Source organism: Variovorax sp. 01N429 (assembly GCF_056399425.1).
In genome coordinates, this window is record NZ_JBFTRG010000004.1 from 171,307 (window position 1) to 187,440 (window position 16,134).

Consider the following 16,134-nt stretch of genomic DNA (forward strand, 5'->3'; position numbering starts at 1 on the left):
CGATGACGGACGACTCGACACGCGACATCGTGGACGTCGCGGTGATCGGCTTCGGCCCGTCGGGTGCTGCGGCGGCCGGCCTGCTCGCGAGCTATGGGCTGCGCACGTGGGTCTGCGACCGCTCGACCGAGGTGTACGACAAGCCGCGGGCGATTGCGATCGACCACGAGATCCTGCGTGTGTTTCAGCAGATCGGTGTCATCGACAAGATCGAATCGGACGTCGAGCCGTTCACTCCGTCGGAATATTTTGGCGTCGACGGGCAGTTGATCAAGCGCATGACGATGGTCGATCCGCCCTATCCGCTGGGCTATACGCCCTCGAACGTCTTCACCCAGCCGGCTATCGAGAAGAAGCTGCGCGAGCATGTCTCGCGCATGCCCGGCGTCACGGCCGCGCTCGGCTCGGAGGTGATCCGCATCGAGCAGGACGAAGCCGGCGTCCAATTGCATGTGAAGGATGCCGAGGGCGACATACGGACTGTGCGCGCGCGCTATGTGGTTGCCTGCGATGGGGCCTCCAGCGGCATTCGTGAAGCAATGGGCCTCGAACTCGAAGACCTGGCCTTCGACGAGCCCTGGCTCGTGATCGACGTCCTGGCGAACGACCGCGGCCTGGCGAAGCTGCCGAAGACCAGCATGCAGTATTGCGACCCTGCGCGTCCGAGCAGCTTCCTCATTGGGCCGGGCAGGCATCGGCGCTGGGAGATCTCGCTGAAGGAAGGTGAGGACCCGCAAGTGGCCGCCACGCCGGCGCGTACCTGGGAACTGCTCGCGCGCTGGATGACGCCGTCCGACGGAGAGCTCTGGCGCCAGGCGAGCTATCGCTTCCATGCGCTGGTGGCAAAGCAATGGCGCCGCGGCCGCGTCTTCATCGCGGGCGATGCGGCGCACCAGCAGCCGCCGTTTCTTGGACAGGGCATGTGCCAGGGTATTCGCGATGCAGCCAACCTGAGCTGGAAGCTGCGCGCGGTGCTGCGCGACAACATGGGAGCGGACGCCACCGAGTCGCTGCTCGACAGCTACGGCGTCGAGCGCGGCGAGCATGTGCGCCAGTTGACCACGCGCATCAAGGACATTGGTGCCGTGATCTGCGAGCGCGATCCGGCAAAGGGGCGGGAGCGCGATGCCCATCTGCTGGCGCAGGGCGGCGGGATGGTGGTGGACACGCCACGACAGGATGTCATTCCGAGGTTGCAGGGCGGACTGCTGTCGCCCACGGCGAGCGCAGCAGTCGGCACGATCTTTCCCCAGCCATGGCTTGAGCAGGGCGGCGAGCGGATTCGCTTCGACACGCTGGCCGGCGACGGATGGTGGCTGGTGCTCGATGCGGCTTTCGATGAAGCCGGCCCCGCTGCTCTGGCGGCCTGGCCCACTCTGCAGACCATTCGATTGGATGCGCTGCGCGAGACCGAGGACGTGGCGGCTGCATGGTTTCGCCGCCACGGCTGCGGCGCTGCCATCGTCCGGCCGGACCGCTACGTCTACGGCGTAGCCGCGACACCGGCTGAACTCGCGGCGCAACTCGCCAGCCTCGCGGCCCGGCTCGGCTCGCCGGAAGTCCGAACCCACAAACAACCCGGAGACCCAAGATGAAACGAAGAGACTTCCAGATCCAGCTTGCCATTGCAACCATCTTCGCGCCCTATGGTCTCGTGCGCGCGCAGGAGCCCTGGCCGACAAAGCCCATCAGGCTGGTGTTGTCCCAGCCGGCCGGCTCCGGGCCCGACAACGTGGCCCGCCTTCTCGGCGATGGGTTGTCGCAGTCGGTCGGCCAGCCTTTCGTCATCGACAACAAGCCGGGCGGCCAGAACGTGATTGGCGCACAGGCCGTGAAGCATGCGGCACCCGACGGCTACACCTTCTATTTCGCGACGACGGCGGCGCTGGTGACCAACAGCTATCTCTTCAAGTCCCTGTCGTACGACCCCTTGAAAGACTTCAGTCCGGTGGCCTTCGTGGCAAACAGTCCGTTCGCGCTGCTTGTGAATGCGCAGTCGCCTTTCAAGTCCGTGGCCGATCTCGTTTCGCGCAGCAAGGCCGATGCGGGCAAGCTGTCGCTCGCCAACGAGGGCCCGCGCACTTTCGGCGGCATGATCGCGCGCCTTTTCAATGCGCGCACCGGCGCGGGAGCGAACCTGGTGGCCTACAGCTCCATCGGCACGGGTGTGCAGGACTTGATCGGCGGCCAGGTGGATTCGCTGGTGGCCGATGTGGCTTCCACCGCCGAACTCGTGCGCAGCGGTCGGCTGCGCATGTTGGGCGTCACTTCGCCCAAGCGCATCGTCGGTTGGGACAAGGTGCCCGCATTGGCGGAGACTCTGCCGGGCTTCGACATGGTCGGCTGGATGGCCGTCGTCGCCCCGGCTGGAACGCCAGCGCCCATCGTCGCGCGAATGAATGCCGGCATCAACGCCATGCTGGAGAAGCCGGCCTTCGCGGAGAAATTGCTGGCGATCGGTCCAATCGCCGCGCCGCCCACTTCGCCGCAGCAGTTCGATGCCTATCTGCGTGCCGAGCATCAGCGCTTGGGCCAGATCGCAGCCGAGATCGGGCTGCTCCCTGAATAGACGGGATCAGGACCGCTTGCGCGCAGCCGGCGAGCTGCGCAGGCCATCGCCGCCGAACAGTTCATGCACGAGTGAGCGCAGCCAAGCACTGGCCGCATCCTGATGGAAGCGGCGGTGCCAGAACTGATGCACCTCCACCACCGGTGACCGGAACGGCGGATCGACGATGCGGATGTTTCCGTGGCGCACGCAGATGTTCGCCAGATCGCGCGGCACGGTTGCGATGAGGTCCGAGCTTTCGATGATCGGCAGCAGGCTCATGAAGTGCGACAGGCCCACCGCCACATGGCGCTGCAACCCACGGCGCTGCAAAGCCTGCTCCAGCAGATGCTCGCGGCCATCGGGGCTGACGACCGCGTGCGAAGCGGCCAGGTAGGTTTTCAGCGAGATGCGCTCGCCGACCACAGGATGCGCGCTGCGCACGATGCACACATAGTCGTTGCGAAACAGCTTCTGCATGAAGAAGCCGGCCTTCTGCAAATCCGGCAGGTAGCCGATCGCGAGTTCGGCAGCGCCCGACGCCAATGCATCGGCCGCCGTATGACGCGCCATCGACAACGTGCGCAATGAGCATCCAGGCGCCAGTTGTGCCAGGCGCGACAGGATCTGCGGCAGGAAGTGAACCTCCGCGATGTCGGGCGTGACGATCGAGAACTGCTTGCGAGCGCTGCCGGGGTCGAACTCAGAGGCAGGAAGGATTTCGGTCTTGATCGCCTCCACGACGCGCCTGATCGGCTCGCTCAATTCGATGGCGCGCGGCGTAGGTTGCATGCCGGCGCCCGTCTTGACGAACAGCGCGTCTCCGAACAGCACGCGCAGCCGCCGCACCGCCGCGCTCATCGCAGGTTGGCTCAGCCCGACCGCCTCGCCAGCCTTGGTCACGCTTTGGTGCTCCGACATCGCCGAAAAGGCAACCAGCAGGTTGAGGTCCACGTCGGTGATATTCATGCCGTGGATTCTAGGAAGCCAGGAGATCATGCGGCATCATTGCGCACACCATGAAGATCCAGGGATGACCGCCGCCTCGCCATTGGTAGAGACACTGACCGAGCTCAACGTCGTCGATCTGCTCGATTCGACGGGCCTGTCGCGCCTGCACCGCACGCCGTTGCGTCGCTTGTTCCGGCCCGCCGCCCACCGATTCGCCCGGACCGCGCACGAGTTCGATACCCGTGTGGGCGAGCACGGTCTCGCGCAGGGCAGCGCCTGGCTGATGAAGCGAATGACCGCGGGCATCGTCACATCGGGACTGGAGCACGTTCCACCACAAGGGCCGGTGGTCATCCTCGCGAATCATCCGGGCATGACCGACACGGTCGCACTTTTCACCAGCTTGGCATCCCGCCCCGACCTCCGGGTGATCGCCCTGGATCGCCCGTTCCTTCGCGCCTTGCCTAACGTGGCGCGCCAACTGATCTTCCTGCCTGATGAGGAAGGCGGGCGCCACGAAGGCGGACGCATGGCCGTGCTCAGGACGGCCGCCAGGCACTTGCAGGAAGGGGGTGCGTTGTTGACCTTTCCGGCGGGTGAGATCGAGCCCGATCCCGCAGCCTTCGGCGTGCAGCGGGCCGCAGCGTCCTTGTTGAACTGGTCGAGCAGCTACACCCTGTTCGCCCGGCTGGCGCCGCGGACCCGGTTCGTGCCCGCGCTGGTGAGCCATGTCATTTCGCCGCATGCGCAAAGGCATCCGCTGACCCTGCTTCGCCGCACTGCGCGCGACAAGGAAAAGTTCGCTGCCGCATTGCAGGTGGCCTTTCCGCGCTATCGCGATCTGGTGGCGCGGGTCACCTTCGGGGTCACATGCGGCAACCCGCCGCAAGCTGGATCTGACGGAGTGCAGGCGCTCGATGTCTTGATCGCCGCGCAGATGCACAAACTCATCCTTGCGAACGGATCGTCTTCACACGCCATCGCCTAGCACCTGCGTCCACCCGCGGGCCGATCGCAGGATGCCGCCTACAGCCCTTACGCCCGATGCCCCACGGAGGGCCGCCTGCGTCGGCTCCTAGCTTGGTCGGTCCAACGATCAAGGAGCGCGCATGCTTGCAATGAACTACCGGGGCCCGTATCGCGTACGAGCCGCACAGAAGCCCGATCCGGTGATCGAGCACCCCAATGACGCCATCGTGCAGGTCGAGCGGTCCTGCATCTGCGGGTCGGACCTGCACCTCTACCATGGGCTGGTGCCGGACACCCGCGTGGGGACCACCTTCGGCCACGAATTCGTCGGCACGGTGAAGGAAGTGGGCAGCTCGGTGCAGAACCTGAAGGTCGGCGACCGTGTCCTGGTGCCGTTCAATGTCTTCTGCGGCACCTGCTACTTCTGCCAGCGCGAGCTGTACGGCAACTGCCACAACACCAATCCCGAAGCGACGGCGGTCGGCGGCATCTATGGCTACTCGCACACGGCGGGTGGCTACGACGGCGGCCAGGCGCAATTCGTGCGCGTGCCCTTTGCCGACATCGGCCCGACAAAGATTCCGGACGAGCTGTTGCTGGAAGACGCGTTGATGCTCACCGATGCGCTCCCCACTGGCTACCAAGCCGCCGAGATGGGCGAGATCGAGGAGGGCGACACGGTGGTCATTTTCGGCGCCGGCCCGATCGGCATCTTCGCGGCCAAGTCCGCATGGCTGCTCGGCGCCTCGCGCGTCATCGTGGTCGACCACCTCGAGTACCGGCTGGAGTTCGTCAAGAACTATGCGCAGTGCGAGACCATCGACTTCAAGTATGTGGACGACATGGCCATTCACATCAAGAAGATGACGGACTGGATGGGCGCCGACGTCTGCATCGACTGCGTCGGATGCGAAGCGGCCGGCAGTGCGTTGCAGCGGCTGACAGGCATCAAGCTCAAGCTGCAGGCGGGCGCGTCGACGGTGCTGCACTGGGCCATCAACTCGGTGCGCAAGGGCGGGGTGGTGTCGATCGTCGGCGTCTACGGGACCACGTTCAATGCCGTGCCGATCGGCAATGCGCTGAACAAGGGGTTGACGCTGCGAATGAACCAGGCCAGCGTGAAGCGCCATCTGCCTCGGCTCATCGAACACATCCAGGCCGGCCACATCGAGCCGCACAAGATCATCACGCACCGGATCCCTCTCGAAGAAGTGTCCGATGCGTATCACATCTTCTCGAGCAAGCTCGACGGCTGCATCAAGCCTGTGCTGATTCCGCCGGGCGCCACGCTCTGAACACCCCGCAAGGAGAACCGTATGGAAGCACCTCTCAAGCACAGCCACATCAAGGGCTGGGGCAGTGACCTGGACCATGCCAATCGGCCTGCATATCCGAGAGAGCGGACTCCGCCGCGCCTCGAGGGCGTTCACTGGGACAAGCCGGAGCAGCAGCCGAGGAACGTCGAGATCCTCTGCTCCATCGAGCGGCCGGGCATCACGCCCGTCTTTGGCACGCCCCAACCGCCGCGGGGCATGAGCGGAAGCCTGAGGCGCATCGCCTTCCGCTACAGCGAGAACGACGTTCGCCACTGGATGCTGTTGCTCCTGGCCGACCGGATCAACGTGGGTGAAGGGCTCATCGAAGACCTGTCGCACGGCCATGTGCCGAGGATCTACGCCGAGATGGGCGGACGTGCCGAGTTGAAGCACAACCCCATGGGCGCCGCCCGCAAGGCGCTGACGGTCGTGGCGGTCAGCGGCCTGCTCTATCTCTGGCTGAAGCCGCGCAGGCGCACGCGCTACTGAGGTGCGCTCACTTCGCGGGTTCGAAAAAATTCGTTACTTTGTCGCCCGCTCCGCCGGCTTGAAGAGGGTCGCCGCGGCCCTTATTTTTCCGGCGTTCCACTTTGGTCAGAGAGAAAAGGAGGACCAGAAAATGGCCATGGACATGCTCAGGCAACTCGCCGGCTCGCCGCTGCCGGCTACGTTTCGCACGCGGGCCGAGATCGATCAGATCAAACTGCTGCGCGCTGCGGGACTCGTGATCGCGCTCACACCGGCGCCATCCGATCCACTCACGCTTTCGGGGCCCTCCGACGCCGCCCAGGTGCTCGCGATCACCGAGAAGGGACGCGAAGAACTCGCCCGCTACGGGTATCCGGGAGACGTGCCGATGTCCCACGTCAAGTCTCACAGCCCACCCAAGGGGTGGAAATCGAGGCTGGACGCCGTCGTCCGTTCGCGTCGTCCGACGTGGGGAGACCGGCCATGAAAGCGGCGATGGCGAGTCCGCTCGTATACCGCGGCGTGCAGATCGACATCAAGGTGAACCAGGCGGGCAAGCGCGTCTTCGGCCATGCCGATCTCTTTGCGAACAATGAATTCAAGGCTCGCCTCTCGGTCGGAAGCGCGAAGTCTCGCCCCGAGGACCTGCGCGATCGGCTCCGATGTCTTGCGAAGTCGAAAGTGGACGTGTGGGCGATCGCCGGATCAGAGGCCGTCCACTGAGGCGTGAAGCCTGGCCCGTGCCTGGCCCGTGCGCGGTGCGCGATGCGAGGCGTCGCCTACACAGCGTCGGGCCAACCACCGATCCGGTCCGCGTTCGCGCTCGCCAGATTCGAGATTCATCAACATGCCGCTCCGATGCGCATAGATCACGAACAGACAGCTCCAGCGCACCTGCCGCGGACGCAAGGCCGGCCGCGAGTCCGTGAAGAACACCGGGAAGAGCCGCTGTCGCAGCAGCCGGGACAGCTCATTGCCTGGCTGGTGCGCCGGAGATGGTGGCAGTTCTCGGCACTCTGGCTGTCTATCATCATGGCCGCGTCGCTGGGTGTGGCGGCCCAGTACGGAATGAAGCTCATCGTCGACGCGATGTCCTTGCAGAGGCCAGCGGAGAGCGTCTGGGCCTTCCTGACGCTCTTCATCGGCCTCGTCATGGCAGAGAGCGTCTTCTGGCGGCTCAGTGGATGGATCGGCTGCAACACAGTGGTCGACGTCGGCATCGACGTGCGAACGCGGCTCTTCGCCTACCTCAGCGCCCATTCGGTCGATTTCGTCACGCGCAACAGTTCCGGGGCGCTGGGCGGCCGCATCACTGCGACGGCCGGCTCTACGGGCGCGCTCATCGCCACGCTCACCTGGCGGATCGCGCCGCCATGCGTGGACTTTCTCGGCGCGGTCGTCCTGCTGATGACCATCCAGCCCTGGATGGCCGTCGCACTGGTTTGCTTCGTTCTGCTGATGGCCGCGGCTCTCGCGCTGTTCGGTCGGCGCGGGCGGCCTTTGCACCAGGCCTATGCGGCGGCGAACTCGAAGGTCACCGGCGAACTGGTCGACCTCGTCAGCAATCTCTGGACCATCAAGTCCTTCTCGGCGCGCGAGCGCGAGATCCGCCGCGTCGCGGAAGTGACGGGCAGCGAAGGGCAGGCGCACCGCACCAGCTGGCTGTTTCTCGAGCAGGCGCGAGTGCTGCACGACGTGTGCGTCTGGATCATGACCGGAACGATGATGACGTGGTCCATCCACCGCTGGCTCGAAGGCACCAGCACCGCAGGCGACGTGGTCCTGGTCAGCGCCCTGAGCTTCCGCATCTTGCACGGCTCGCGCGAACTCGCACTCGCGTTCGTCGAGGCCACGCAGCACGTCGGTGTGCTTCGGGAGATGCTGGGCGTGATCGCCATTCCGCATGACCCGCAGGACGCGCCGGGAGCGAAGGCCTTCCAGCCGGGCGCGGGGAGCATCCGGCTGCAGGACGTCGACTTTGCATACCGGGATGGTTCACCGGTGCTGAAGAACTTCTCGCTGGACATTCCAGCCGGCCAGCGCGTGGGCATCGTGGGCCCTTCCGGCTCGGGCAAGAGCACGCTGCTGGGGCTGATCCAGCGGCTGCACGACGTGCAGGCCGGGGCAGTGATCGTGGACGGACAGGACGTGCGCACGGTGAGCCAGGAGAGCCTGCGCGCAGCCATCGCCGTGGTGCCGCAGGAGATCTCGCTCCTGCATCGCAGCATCAGCCAGAACCTGCGTTATGGGCGGCCGGATGCCACCGACGCGGAACTGAAAGCGGTCGCCGAGGCGGCTCACGTCGATGAGTTCGTGCGGGATTTTCCGCAAGGCTACGAGACACTCGTCGGTGAACGCGGTGTCAGGCTTTCCGGAGGGCAGCGCCAGCGCGTCGGCATTGCACGCGCGATGCTCAAGGACACCTCCATTTTTCTGCTGGACGAGGCGACCTCGGCGCTCGACACCGCTGCCGAGCGCCAGATCCACGCCGCGCTGCATCGCGCCATGGAAGGACGCACCGTGGTTGCCGTTGCGCACCGGCTTTCGACCGTGGCGAGCTTCGACCGCATCGTCGTCCTCTGCCAGGGCCGGGTCGTCGAGGACGGCCATCCCGAGCAGCTGCGTCGTGCCGGTGGGCTCTACCAGCGGCTTTGGAACGCGCAGGCCAAGGGTCAGAACGTGGCCTGAGCGTGCCGGGGCAGCAGCTCCTGCCAATAGCGCAGGCGCCGCGCGAGCGGTCGATCGATGACGCGGCGCTCCGGTTGCTCCAGAGGGTCGGGCAAGTCCCAGAGGCCGCTTCGATGCCAGTGCGCCGGGTCCAGCCAGTCGGGGCGGTCCACGATCGGATAGAGGCAGATTCCCCGGATCGGCACCCCTGCGGCGACGGAGCGGCGCACCGCCGATGCAATATAGTCGAGCCAGTCCGCCCGGCCATGCCCCATGTGGCCGGTCTCCGCGATGAACACCGGGCGGCCATAGCGCTGGCTGACTTCGCGCAGCATGTCCGCGGCGTCCCGCCGTCGCGGGTCGTCCAGATGCCAATGCAGTCGCTCGTTGCTCGGGTGCTCCCACTGGTTGGGGTGGTAGTAGTTGACGCCGATCACGTCGAGGTAGCGAGGCGCGCCGCCGAGTTGCGGCTCTGTTCTTCCCGAGATCATGTCCCATGCCTGGAACTGCGACTCGGCGACCGACTGTGCTTCGCACTGCTGCGCCTCCGTGCCGTCCGCGGGGCCGATCACGTGGATCATCGGATCCGTGTGCACCATGCGCGCTTGCGGTGCGACCGACCAGAGCGCGTCGCATCCCATGAGGGTGGCTCGCACCAGCTGCCGCTTCATCGCATCGCCGGCGGCCGGGCCGGGCGCTTGACCGGTCTTTATCAATGCACCGGCGCTCGCCGCCCAACTCAGGTAAGAGATTTCGTTGATCGGCTGGAAGATCGGTACACCCTCCGTCAGCGGCACGAGACAACGTGCCGCGCGTTCGCAAAAGTCGGCAAAGCGTGCCCCGAAGTCCGCCGCAAAGAAATCGACTCCCGGCGGCACACCGTAGTGATGAAGCGTCCAGATCACTTGCACGCCGCACCGCCGAGCCACTTCCGCGTGGTGCGTGAGCCGCCGCGGACCGGCGCTGCCTGTGTCGAACTCACGCCAGCCGACGCTCTCTCGCACGGTGGCGATGCCGAAGTCCGCGAGCCGCCTGTAGTCGTCCTCGATCAGGTCCCAGTGCGCGTTCGCGCGGTTCATCGACAGCGTCTGCCCGAGGCTGTTCACGTGGTCGGCGCCTTCGAATCCCGCTATCCAGAAGCTCTTGAACAGAGCAGCCTCGCGCCCGTTCATGCACTCTCCGAACATGTTTCCGTGCGGTTCAGCGGTCCAGCGGAACGACCATTCGAGTGTCGACCTTGGCGCCGGCGTCCGCCAGCAGCGGCGCCGGGAGCAATTCAGTTCCCGGGGGCTGCGCGTCCTGCTGCTGATTGAACCTCGCAGCCTCCAGCAGCGCCAACATGCTCGCCGCCGTCTTGTCCCACGACGTGCTGGCGACCACGGCCGCGCGCGCACGGGCGGCTTTGGCGCGTGCGGCTTCGTCCATGGCCAGCACCGCTTCGCATCGCGCGACGAACTCGAGCGGTGTGGAGGCAATGCCCACCACGCTGCCGAAGCAGTCGACGACGTCCTTGATGGGCGTACTGACGACCGGGCGATCGGCCGCCAGGTATTCGAGCGTCTTGGTGGGGCTGATGTAGCGCGTCGCCTGGTTGAGCGCAAAGGGCAGCAGACACACGTCCCAGCCCGCCACCAGCGCGGGAAGTTCCTCGTAGCTGCGCTGTCCCAGCCATTGGATGTTGGGCCTGCGCGGCAGTGTCGACGGGTCGATCTTGACGACAGGCCCCACCATGACAATCTGCCAATCAGGGCGCCTGTCCGCAATGGCAGCGACGAGATCCAGGTTCAGGCGCTCGTCGATGACTCCATAAAAACCGAGCCGGGGGTGAGGCACATCGGCTTGTGCCGGATGCTCCCCAGGGTCGCTTGCCGAGCCGCTGAAGTGCACCGCATCGACACTGCTCGGAAAGCAATAGACGTTCGGATGGCGCAGCCGCTTGGCCTGGTACAGGCTGGTGCCTCCCGTGAAGACGACGTCCGCCGTTTTCAACAAGGCGTTCTCTCGCTGGAGCAACTGGCGCGGCGCCTTCAGGAAAGCCGACAGCTCATCCATGCAGTCATACACGATGCCGATCGGATCGAACTCGGCAGCCAGCGGGAGCGCCATGGGCGTATAGAGCCAGAGCCAGTACGGCTCCGGCTGCTCGGTTCGAAGGTATTCCATGAGGAGCGAGCGCAACCCCGGCAAATGATCGTCGTGAAAGCCCATCGCAGCACCCGGCAAGTGGGGTCGAAGGATTTCGACGCCCGGTGCCGGGTGAAGCCGCTCGAGCCGCGGCACGTCATCCCGCACCGGCTCTTCGATGAAGACCACCGGATATGTTCTTGCCAGTCTGGAGAGAAGGTGTTGCGGGCGCTGGTAGACGAAATCCCAGCGAAGGTGCGAAAAGGCGATGAGCCGTGTCATGGAATTCTCTGATGGGTTGTTGAAGAGATGGCGTTGGTCTGACTCAAGTCGCTGTTGCATGCACCGCCTGGCCGGGCCGCAGTGCGTGCGGCGCCTGCAGGGGGTCTCCGGCATTGCGCTGGGCCAGCCTTTCGAACTCGGCCGGGTCATGTGCGCAAAAGGATTCCAATTCCCCGTCAAGCGACTGCTTGAGCGAGCGCAGCCGCCGCTGGTTGTCCAAGCGCGCGCGGCGATCCTTCTCCATCAGCGTCTGGTACATGCGAAGGCCCGGCGTACACCAGGGCTCCAGGTCCATCTCGCAGTGATGAAAGTAGGCATCGCCCGCCAGCATGATCCACCGCGCGCCCGCGCCCGAGCGCACTGCGATGCCTGCATGGCCCAGCGTATGCCCCGGAAGGGGCACCATGAGGATGTCGGGCGCAATGCCTTGCAGCTCGCGCACGCCGTCGAAGCCGAACCAAGGTTCGCCCACTCCAAGGCCATACGCCTGCCAGCGGTCTCGACTCGACCATTGCTGGGGCCTGTAGCGCTGCCGGTCGAGCCATGAGCGCTGGCGCAGCGCGTCGTCACGCTCGGTGCGCAGCATGTGGATCCTGGCTTCCGGAAAGTCGTCGAGGCCGCCGGCGTGGTCGAAGTCCAGATGGGTCAGAACAATGTGCCGCGCGTCACGCGCGCTGAAGCCCAGGCTCTCCACCTGGCGCACGGCGGTCATTTCCTCGCGGAAATCCGGCGACATCAGCTTGAGAAAGAAGCCGCTGAGCCGGCTGCGCGGATCACGCACGTCGCGCAGGCCATAGCCCGTGTCGGCCAACACGAGCCCGTCATCGGTTTCCAGCAAAAGGCAATGGCAGCACAGGGTGCCACGCTGGAATGTGGAAGGACTGCGTCCATCCATGAGCCGGCCACCGAGCGGGCAAGCGGAAACGCAGTTGAGATGGTGGACGGCAATCATCGCGGCGCCGCGACATCAGCCCCGGGCGCGCATCTGGTCGCGCAGCGCCTTGATCTGATCATGGTTGCGCTGCGCACCCCGCGCCTGGCGTTCGACCACGGTGCGCACGTCCGCCGGCAGGTTGGCCTTCATCGCCTTGCGATAGCGGGCCACGGCTGCATCTTCGCCGCGCTCGCATTCCTCGAGAATCGACAGGGCACTGTTCGCGCCCACGGCGCTTTTCACGTGGACCCATCCGCGATGCAGAGCGCCGCTCACGCTGCCGCTCGTATCGTCCGCAGTGCCGCCGCATTGGCGGATGAGTTGGGTCAGCTCCGATGCGCTTCGTGCACACTCGGCGGCGCGTTCGGTGAAGACCTGCTTCAGGTCGGGTGCATCGACTTCTTCCGCGCAGGTGCGGAATCCATACTCGCCGTCTCGCGTGGTCTCGAGCAGGTCTTCGAGCACCTCTCTCACGTCGTCGAGATCGCTGGCCGAAGGTGTGACGCCGCTGGCTGTCCCCTGCGCAGCCGACGACGAAGCCATGGAGGAGGGCTTTGAGGAAGGCATCGAAGAAGGCATCGAAGATGGCATGGCTGGGAAGTTGGTGTAAATGGGCATGATGTCGTCGAATCCGTGTCGGCCTCTCGTTGACGTCGAGGCCCTGGGTGGGCCCATGGTTGGGCATGGCCAAGGGCTGCCGCTCTTCGCTGTCCGTCAACGCCAGCGTGTCGAAGAGCGTTCCGTGACCTTGGTGCTCATTCCATGATCGGAAACGAACCCTCGCTCCTTGTCGTCGGCGCGCGATGCCCGCTGTAAGCATTCGTCCCCTCGCTTTGGTGGGGCTTCGTTTCTTTGGGAAATCGGCGGGCCGTTTTTGCGGCAATCTTTGCAGCGGGTGGTTGGCGAAAGTCCGCTGCCCTTGACTCCCCGCGAGAGACCCCATGGGCATTTGACTTGCTTGGAACAGCCCGCAATGAGCACCAGTCCGAAGAAGCAGTCGCCGAGTCCCGCCGGGCCCACGGACTCGAGTGGCCAGCGCAGCGTTCAACAGTTGCAGATCCCGCCGATCCAGCAAATGCCCGGCTTCTCGGAGATCACCTTGCTGTCATTGGAGGAAGGGGCCCTGACTGTCGAACTGCGAGGCGGGCCCGTCTTTCTGCGAAGCGCGGAGCAGCGACTGCATCGCCGAACCCCGGCCTCGCTGGGAGAGGACGCCGTGAGCCTGAAGGCACAGTGGTCCCGAATGCTGGACAACACGCATATGGTGCTGCGATGCCGGATCTACCCGGTTGCGGACTGACCTGCCGCGGAAGCGGCGCGACCGACGATTACCCCCGGTGGAGCATCTTCATTGCGCCGCTCAGCGTCTGCTTCTTCTTCCAATAGCCCGCCCAAGGGTCTTCGGTCTGGAAAGACAAGTGCTCCCGCGCGGTGGCGATCGTCCACTGCGCACCGCTCTTGAGCTTGGCAAGGTCGTCCCATGGCACTGGCATCGATACGCCCAGCCCCGGACGCGCACGCGCGGAAAACGCAGCCGCGGTGGTTGCGCCGTGCCCATTGCGCAGATAGTCGACGAACAGCTTTCCCTTCCGGTTCGACGGCCCGCTCTTGGCGACGAAGCGAGACGGTATGGTGCGCGCAAGGTGCTCGACGACCCTCTGCGAAAAACCCTTGACCGTCTCGTAGTCGAGCCGGGGAACGATCGGCACGACGACGTGCAAGCCCTTGCCGCCGCTGGTCTTCAGCCACGCCTCCAGGCCGAGTTCAGACAAGAGCGTCCGCACCAGCGAGGCGGCGTCCTGCACGTGCTGCCATGGCGTGCCTTCGCCGGGGTCGAGATCGAAGACGATGCGATCGGGTTTGTCGATGTTCTTCGCTGTCGAATTCCACGTGTGAAATTCAATGACGTTCATCTGTGCGGCATTCGCGAGCGCGAGGGCCGACCCGATCTCCAGCAGGGCGCCATGTCCCGGCCAAAGGGAGGGATCGAGTTCCTTGATGCCCGGGATGCTGACCTTCTCGTCGTGCTTCTGGAAGAACAGTTCCCCGTGGATGCCCGACGGTCCACGCACCAGTGAACAGGGCCTTCCCTTGAGATGCGGCAGCATCCATGGCGCGATCGACTCGTAATAGCGGACCAGATCGAGTTTCGTCAGTCCCGAAGAAGGATCGATCACTCGATTGGCATTGCTGACCTTGATCCCACCCACCGCGGATTTGCCCGCCGTCCTCACCGGCCCATTGCCGATCTGCCTGGCGGTCTCACGCACGACGGCTGTTGCCTGCTTGTCGGCTCGCAGCGCGACGTACGACGCATGGCGGATCTGGCCATCGGGTGTCCATTCCCCGAAGGCCACTTCGGCGACGAGATCGGGCTTGACCCATCGTTCACTGCCCGCCTCGCGCCGCGACCATCGTCCTGGCTTGGCGGCACCTGCGGAAAACGGCGGCTTGTTCGTTTCGATCTTCGACAGCTTCTTCTTGAGTTCCGCGGCTTCCTTGGCATCCCACCCGGTGCCCACGCTCCCTACTGAAATCAACTCGCCGTTGGGCGCATGCACCCCGAGCAGCAGGCTGCCTACCTGCGACGGCGATCCGAGGCGGTCGGTGTAGCCTGCGATCACGAACTCCTGCCGCAGCTGGCACTTGAGCTTGAGCCACGTCTCGGTGCGGCGTGACAAGTAGGGCGCATCGGTGCGCTTGGCGATCACGCCTTCCAGGTTCATCCGGCACGCGGAAGTCAGGATCGACGAAGGATCGGCATCGAAAGCCGCGCTGAACCGGACCCGCTCGCTGCCGCGCTCCTTCAAGAGCCCCTCGAGCAATTGCCGGCGCGCGCCGAGAGGCGATTCACGCAGGTCATAGCCCTCGAAGTAGGGCACGTCGAAAAGGAAGTAGACGATCTGGTCAGTGCCTGACCCGCGTTCGAAAGCACTCTGGAGTGCGTTGAAGTCCGGCAGGCCCTTGTCGCCGAACACGACGATCTCGCCGTCGAGCCAGGCCGACTGCAGCCCGAGGCCTTCCAGCTCGCCGACGAGGCTCGGCATCTTGGCCGACCAATCGTGCCCGCCGCGCGTGACGAGGGTTGCCTTGCCGTCGCGGATGCGAGTCATCAGCCGGTAGCCGTCGAACTTGATCTCGTACACCCAGTCGCCGCTGGCTGGCACGCCGGTCGAGAGTGTGGCGAGCTGCGGCGTCATCCGTGCTGGCATCGGTGCCTTGGCCGCGCCCGGCATTCCCTTGTCGGACTCTTCCCTGCGCGCGGGTTTTCGTTCCTTCAGCGGCTTGGCAACGACGCTGTCGGGCAGCGCCGTGACGACGTCGTACTCCTCCCTGGAGCGCGCGAATGCATCGCGCTTCTTGAAGAGGATCCAGGGCTCCTGCTTCTCGCCGCCCTTGGCGATCTTCACGAGTTCCCACAAGCCCGCGAGCTTCTGGCCGTTCAGATGGAAGACCAGCTTTCCCTTTGCCAGACCTTCTCGCGGGTCGCCGACGGGCTCCCAAGTCCCGTTGTCCCAAACGATCACCGTGCCGGCGCCGTACTGCCTGGGGGGAATCGTCCCTTCGAAGGAGCCATACGAAAGCGGATGGTCTTCCACGTGGATCGCCATGCGCTTGTCGTTCGGATCGAAGCTGGGGCCTTTGGGCACGGCCCAGGACAGCAGCACGCCGTCCAGCTCGAGGCGGAAGTCGTAGTGCAGCCGGCTCGCCGCGTGCTTCTGGATGACGAACGACAGCGCCTTCTGCTTTTTCTGCGCCTTGGGCTTGGCGGGAGCGCGGCTACCGCGCGGCTCGGAGGTGACCTCGAAATCCCGCTTGGCCCAATACCGCTCCAGCGGGTCCGCTCTCGCATCCTTGGCCGGCATGGTCGAAAG

Annotated in this window: 15 protein-coding genes; 9 read left to right on the top strand and 6 right to left on the bottom strand. The window is 65.2% G+C overall.

Annotated elements, in window-relative coordinates:
- Positions 1-2 precede the first annotated feature (2 nt).
- Together AC1DSF_RS09095 and AC1DSF_RS09100 are read left to right on the top strand one after the other, a co-directional pair.
- Positions 3-1,595, top strand: a complete 1,593-nt coding sequence (locus AC1DSF_RS09095) for a bifunctional 3-(3-hydroxy-phenyl)propionate/3-hydroxycinnamic acid hydroxylase (RefSeq protein ID WP_478182704.1) — start codon at positions 3-5, stop codon at positions 1,593-1,595.
- Positions 1,592-2,569, top strand: a complete 978-nt coding sequence (locus AC1DSF_RS09100; RefSeq protein WP_478143729.1) for a Bug family tripartite tricarboxylate transporter substrate binding protein — start codon at positions 1,592-1,594, stop codon at positions 2,567-2,569. Before AC1DSF_RS09095 ends, AC1DSF_RS09100 begins: the two co-directional genes overlap by 4 nt.
- Positions 2,570-2,575: 6 nt before the next feature.
- On the opposite strand, the gene AC1DSF_RS09105 is transcribed toward AC1DSF_RS09100, so the two are convergent.
- Complete coding sequence (locus AC1DSF_RS09105; protein ID WP_478182705.1) at positions 2,576-3,517, bottom strand: LysR family transcriptional regulator; 942 nt, start codon at positions 3,515-3,517, stop codon at positions 2,576-2,578.
- 64 nt (positions 3,518-3,581) lie between these two features.
- Here AC1DSF_RS09105 and AC1DSF_RS09110 point away from each other — a divergent pair, with 64 nt between their 5' ends.
- The 6 genes from AC1DSF_RS09110 (at position 3,582) to AC1DSF_RS09135 (ending at position 8,940) form a co-directional block, all read left to right on the top strand.
- Positions 3,582-4,487: a 1-acyl-sn-glycerol-3-phosphate acyltransferase gene (locus AC1DSF_RS09110; protein WP_478143731.1), complete on the top strand. Its 906-nt coding sequence runs from the start codon at positions 3,582-3,584 to the stop codon at positions 4,485-4,487.
- A 121-nt stretch (positions 4,488-4,608) separates the two neighbouring features.
- Positions 4,609-5,763: a zinc-dependent alcohol dehydrogenase gene (locus AC1DSF_RS09115; protein WP_478124422.1), complete on the top strand. Its 1,155-nt coding sequence runs from the start codon at positions 4,609-4,611 to the stop codon at positions 5,761-5,763.
- Positions 5,764-5,784: 21 nt separating this feature from the next.
- Positions 5,785-6,273, top strand: coding sequence for a hypothetical protein (locus AC1DSF_RS09120; RefSeq protein ID WP_478124423.1), 489 nt, complete (start codon positions 5,785-5,787; stop codon positions 6,271-6,273).
- A 136-nt stretch (positions 6,274-6,409) separates the two neighbouring features.
- The gene (locus AC1DSF_RS09125; RefSeq protein WP_478182706.1) at positions 6,410-6,739 is read left to right on the top strand and encodes a hypothetical protein; all 330 of its coding nucleotides are present in this window, start codon (positions 6,410-6,412) and stop codon (positions 6,737-6,739) included.
- Positions 6,736-6,975 (top strand): hypothetical protein, encoded by a 240-nt coding sequence (locus tag AC1DSF_RS09130; RefSeq protein WP_478182707.1) that lies wholly within the window; start codon positions 6,736-6,738, stop codon positions 6,973-6,975. The genes AC1DSF_RS09125 and AC1DSF_RS09130 overlap by 4 nt, the downstream gene beginning before the upstream one ends.
- A gap of 309 nt (positions 6,976-7,284) precedes the next feature.
- Positions 7,285-8,940, top strand: a complete 1,656-nt coding sequence (locus AC1DSF_RS09135; RefSeq protein WP_478182708.1) for an ABC transporter ATP-binding protein — start codon at positions 7,285-7,287, stop codon at positions 8,938-8,940.
- Here the strand turns inward: AC1DSF_RS09135 and AC1DSF_RS09140 are convergent.
- The 4 genes from AC1DSF_RS09140 to AC1DSF_RS09155 are packed head-to-tail and all read right to left on the bottom strand — an operon-like array spanning position 8,925 to position 12,802.
- Entirely contained in the window at positions 8,925-10,091 is a 1,167-nt protein-coding gene (locus AC1DSF_RS09140) for a hypothetical protein (protein WP_478182709.1), read from the bottom strand. The genes AC1DSF_RS09135 and AC1DSF_RS09140 overlap by 16 nt on opposite strands.
- A 28-nt stretch (positions 10,092-10,119) precedes the next feature.
- A complete protein-coding gene (locus AC1DSF_RS09145; protein ID WP_478124428.1) occupies positions 10,120-11,325 on the bottom strand; it encodes a glycosyltransferase family protein in 1,206 nt (401 codons plus the stop codon).
- A gap of 43 nt (positions 11,326-11,368) precedes the next feature.
- A complete protein-coding gene (locus AC1DSF_RS09150; RefSeq protein ID WP_478182805.1) occupies positions 11,369-12,274 on the bottom strand; it encodes an MBL fold metallo-hydrolase in 906 nt (301 codons plus the stop codon).
- A gap of 18 nt (positions 12,275-12,292) precedes the next feature.
- On the bottom strand, positions 12,293-12,802 hold the full coding sequence (locus AC1DSF_RS09155; RefSeq protein ID WP_478124429.1) for a ferritin-like domain-containing protein: 510 nt from the start codon (positions 12,800-12,802) through the stop codon (positions 12,293-12,295).
- Positions 12,803-13,232: 430 nt separating this feature from the next.
- Between AC1DSF_RS09155 and AC1DSF_RS09160 the strand changes: the two genes are divergently transcribed.
- Entirely contained in the window at positions 13,233-13,559 is a 327-nt protein-coding gene (locus AC1DSF_RS09160; RefSeq protein ID WP_478182710.1) for a Rieske (2Fe-2S) protein, read from the top strand.
- 28 nt (positions 13,560-13,587) lie between these two features.
- Here AC1DSF_RS09160 and ligD read toward each other — a convergent pair whose 3' ends face one another.
- A complete protein-coding gene (ligD, locus tag AC1DSF_RS09165; RefSeq protein ID WP_478182711.1) occupies positions 13,588-16,125 on the bottom strand; it encodes a DNA ligase D in 2,538 nt (845 codons plus the stop codon).
- Between the last annotated feature and the right edge of the window lie 9 nt (positions 16,126-16,134).

Coding starts and splice junctions, on each gene's coding strand:
- AC1DSF_RS09095 (WP_478182704.1), top strand. CDS start 3: ATGACGGACGACTCGACACGCGACATCGTGGACGTCGCGGTGATCGGC.
- AC1DSF_RS09100 (WP_478143729.1), top strand. CDS start 1,592: ATGAAACGAAGAGACTTCCAGATCCAGCTTGCCATTGCAACCATCTTC.
- AC1DSF_RS09105 (WP_478182705.1), bottom strand. CDS start 3,517: ATGAATATCACCGACGTGGACCTCAACCTGCTGGTTGCCTTTTCGGCG.
- AC1DSF_RS09110 (WP_478143731.1), top strand. CDS start 3,582: ATGACCGCCGCCTCGCCATTGGTAGAGACACTGACCGAGCTCAACGTC.
- AC1DSF_RS09115 (WP_478124422.1), top strand. CDS start 4,609: ATGCTTGCAATGAACTACCGGGGCCCGTATCGCGTACGAGCCGCACAG.
- AC1DSF_RS09120 (WP_478124423.1), top strand. CDS start 5,785: ATGGAAGCACCTCTCAAGCACAGCCACATCAAGGGCTGGGGCAGTGAC.
- AC1DSF_RS09125 (WP_478182706.1), top strand. CDS start 6,410: ATGGACATGCTCAGGCAACTCGCCGGCTCGCCGCTGCCGGCTACGTTT.
- AC1DSF_RS09130 (WP_478182707.1), top strand. CDS start 6,736: ATGAAAGCGGCGATGGCGAGTCCGCTCGTATACCGCGGCGTGCAGATC.
- AC1DSF_RS09135 (WP_478182708.1), top strand. CDS start 7,285: ATGGCCGCGTCGCTGGGTGTGGCGGCCCAGTACGGAATGAAGCTCATC.
- AC1DSF_RS09140 (WP_478182709.1), bottom strand. CDS start 10,091: ATGAACGGGCGCGAGGCTGCTCTGTTCAAGAGCTTCTGGATAGCGGGA.
- AC1DSF_RS09145 (WP_478124428.1), bottom strand. CDS start 11,325: ATGACACGGCTCATCGCCTTTTCGCACCTTCGCTGGGATTTCGTCTAC.
- AC1DSF_RS09155 (WP_478124429.1), bottom strand. CDS start 12,802: ATGGCTTCGTCGTCGGCTGCGCAGGGGACAGCCAGCGGCGTCACACCT.
- AC1DSF_RS09160 (WP_478182710.1), top strand. CDS start 13,233: ATGAGCACCAGTCCGAAGAAGCAGTCGCCGAGTCCCGCCGGGCCCACG.
- ligD (WP_478182711.1), bottom strand. CDS start 16,125: ATGCCGGCCAAGGATGCGAGAGCGGACCCGCTGGAGCGGTATTGGGCC.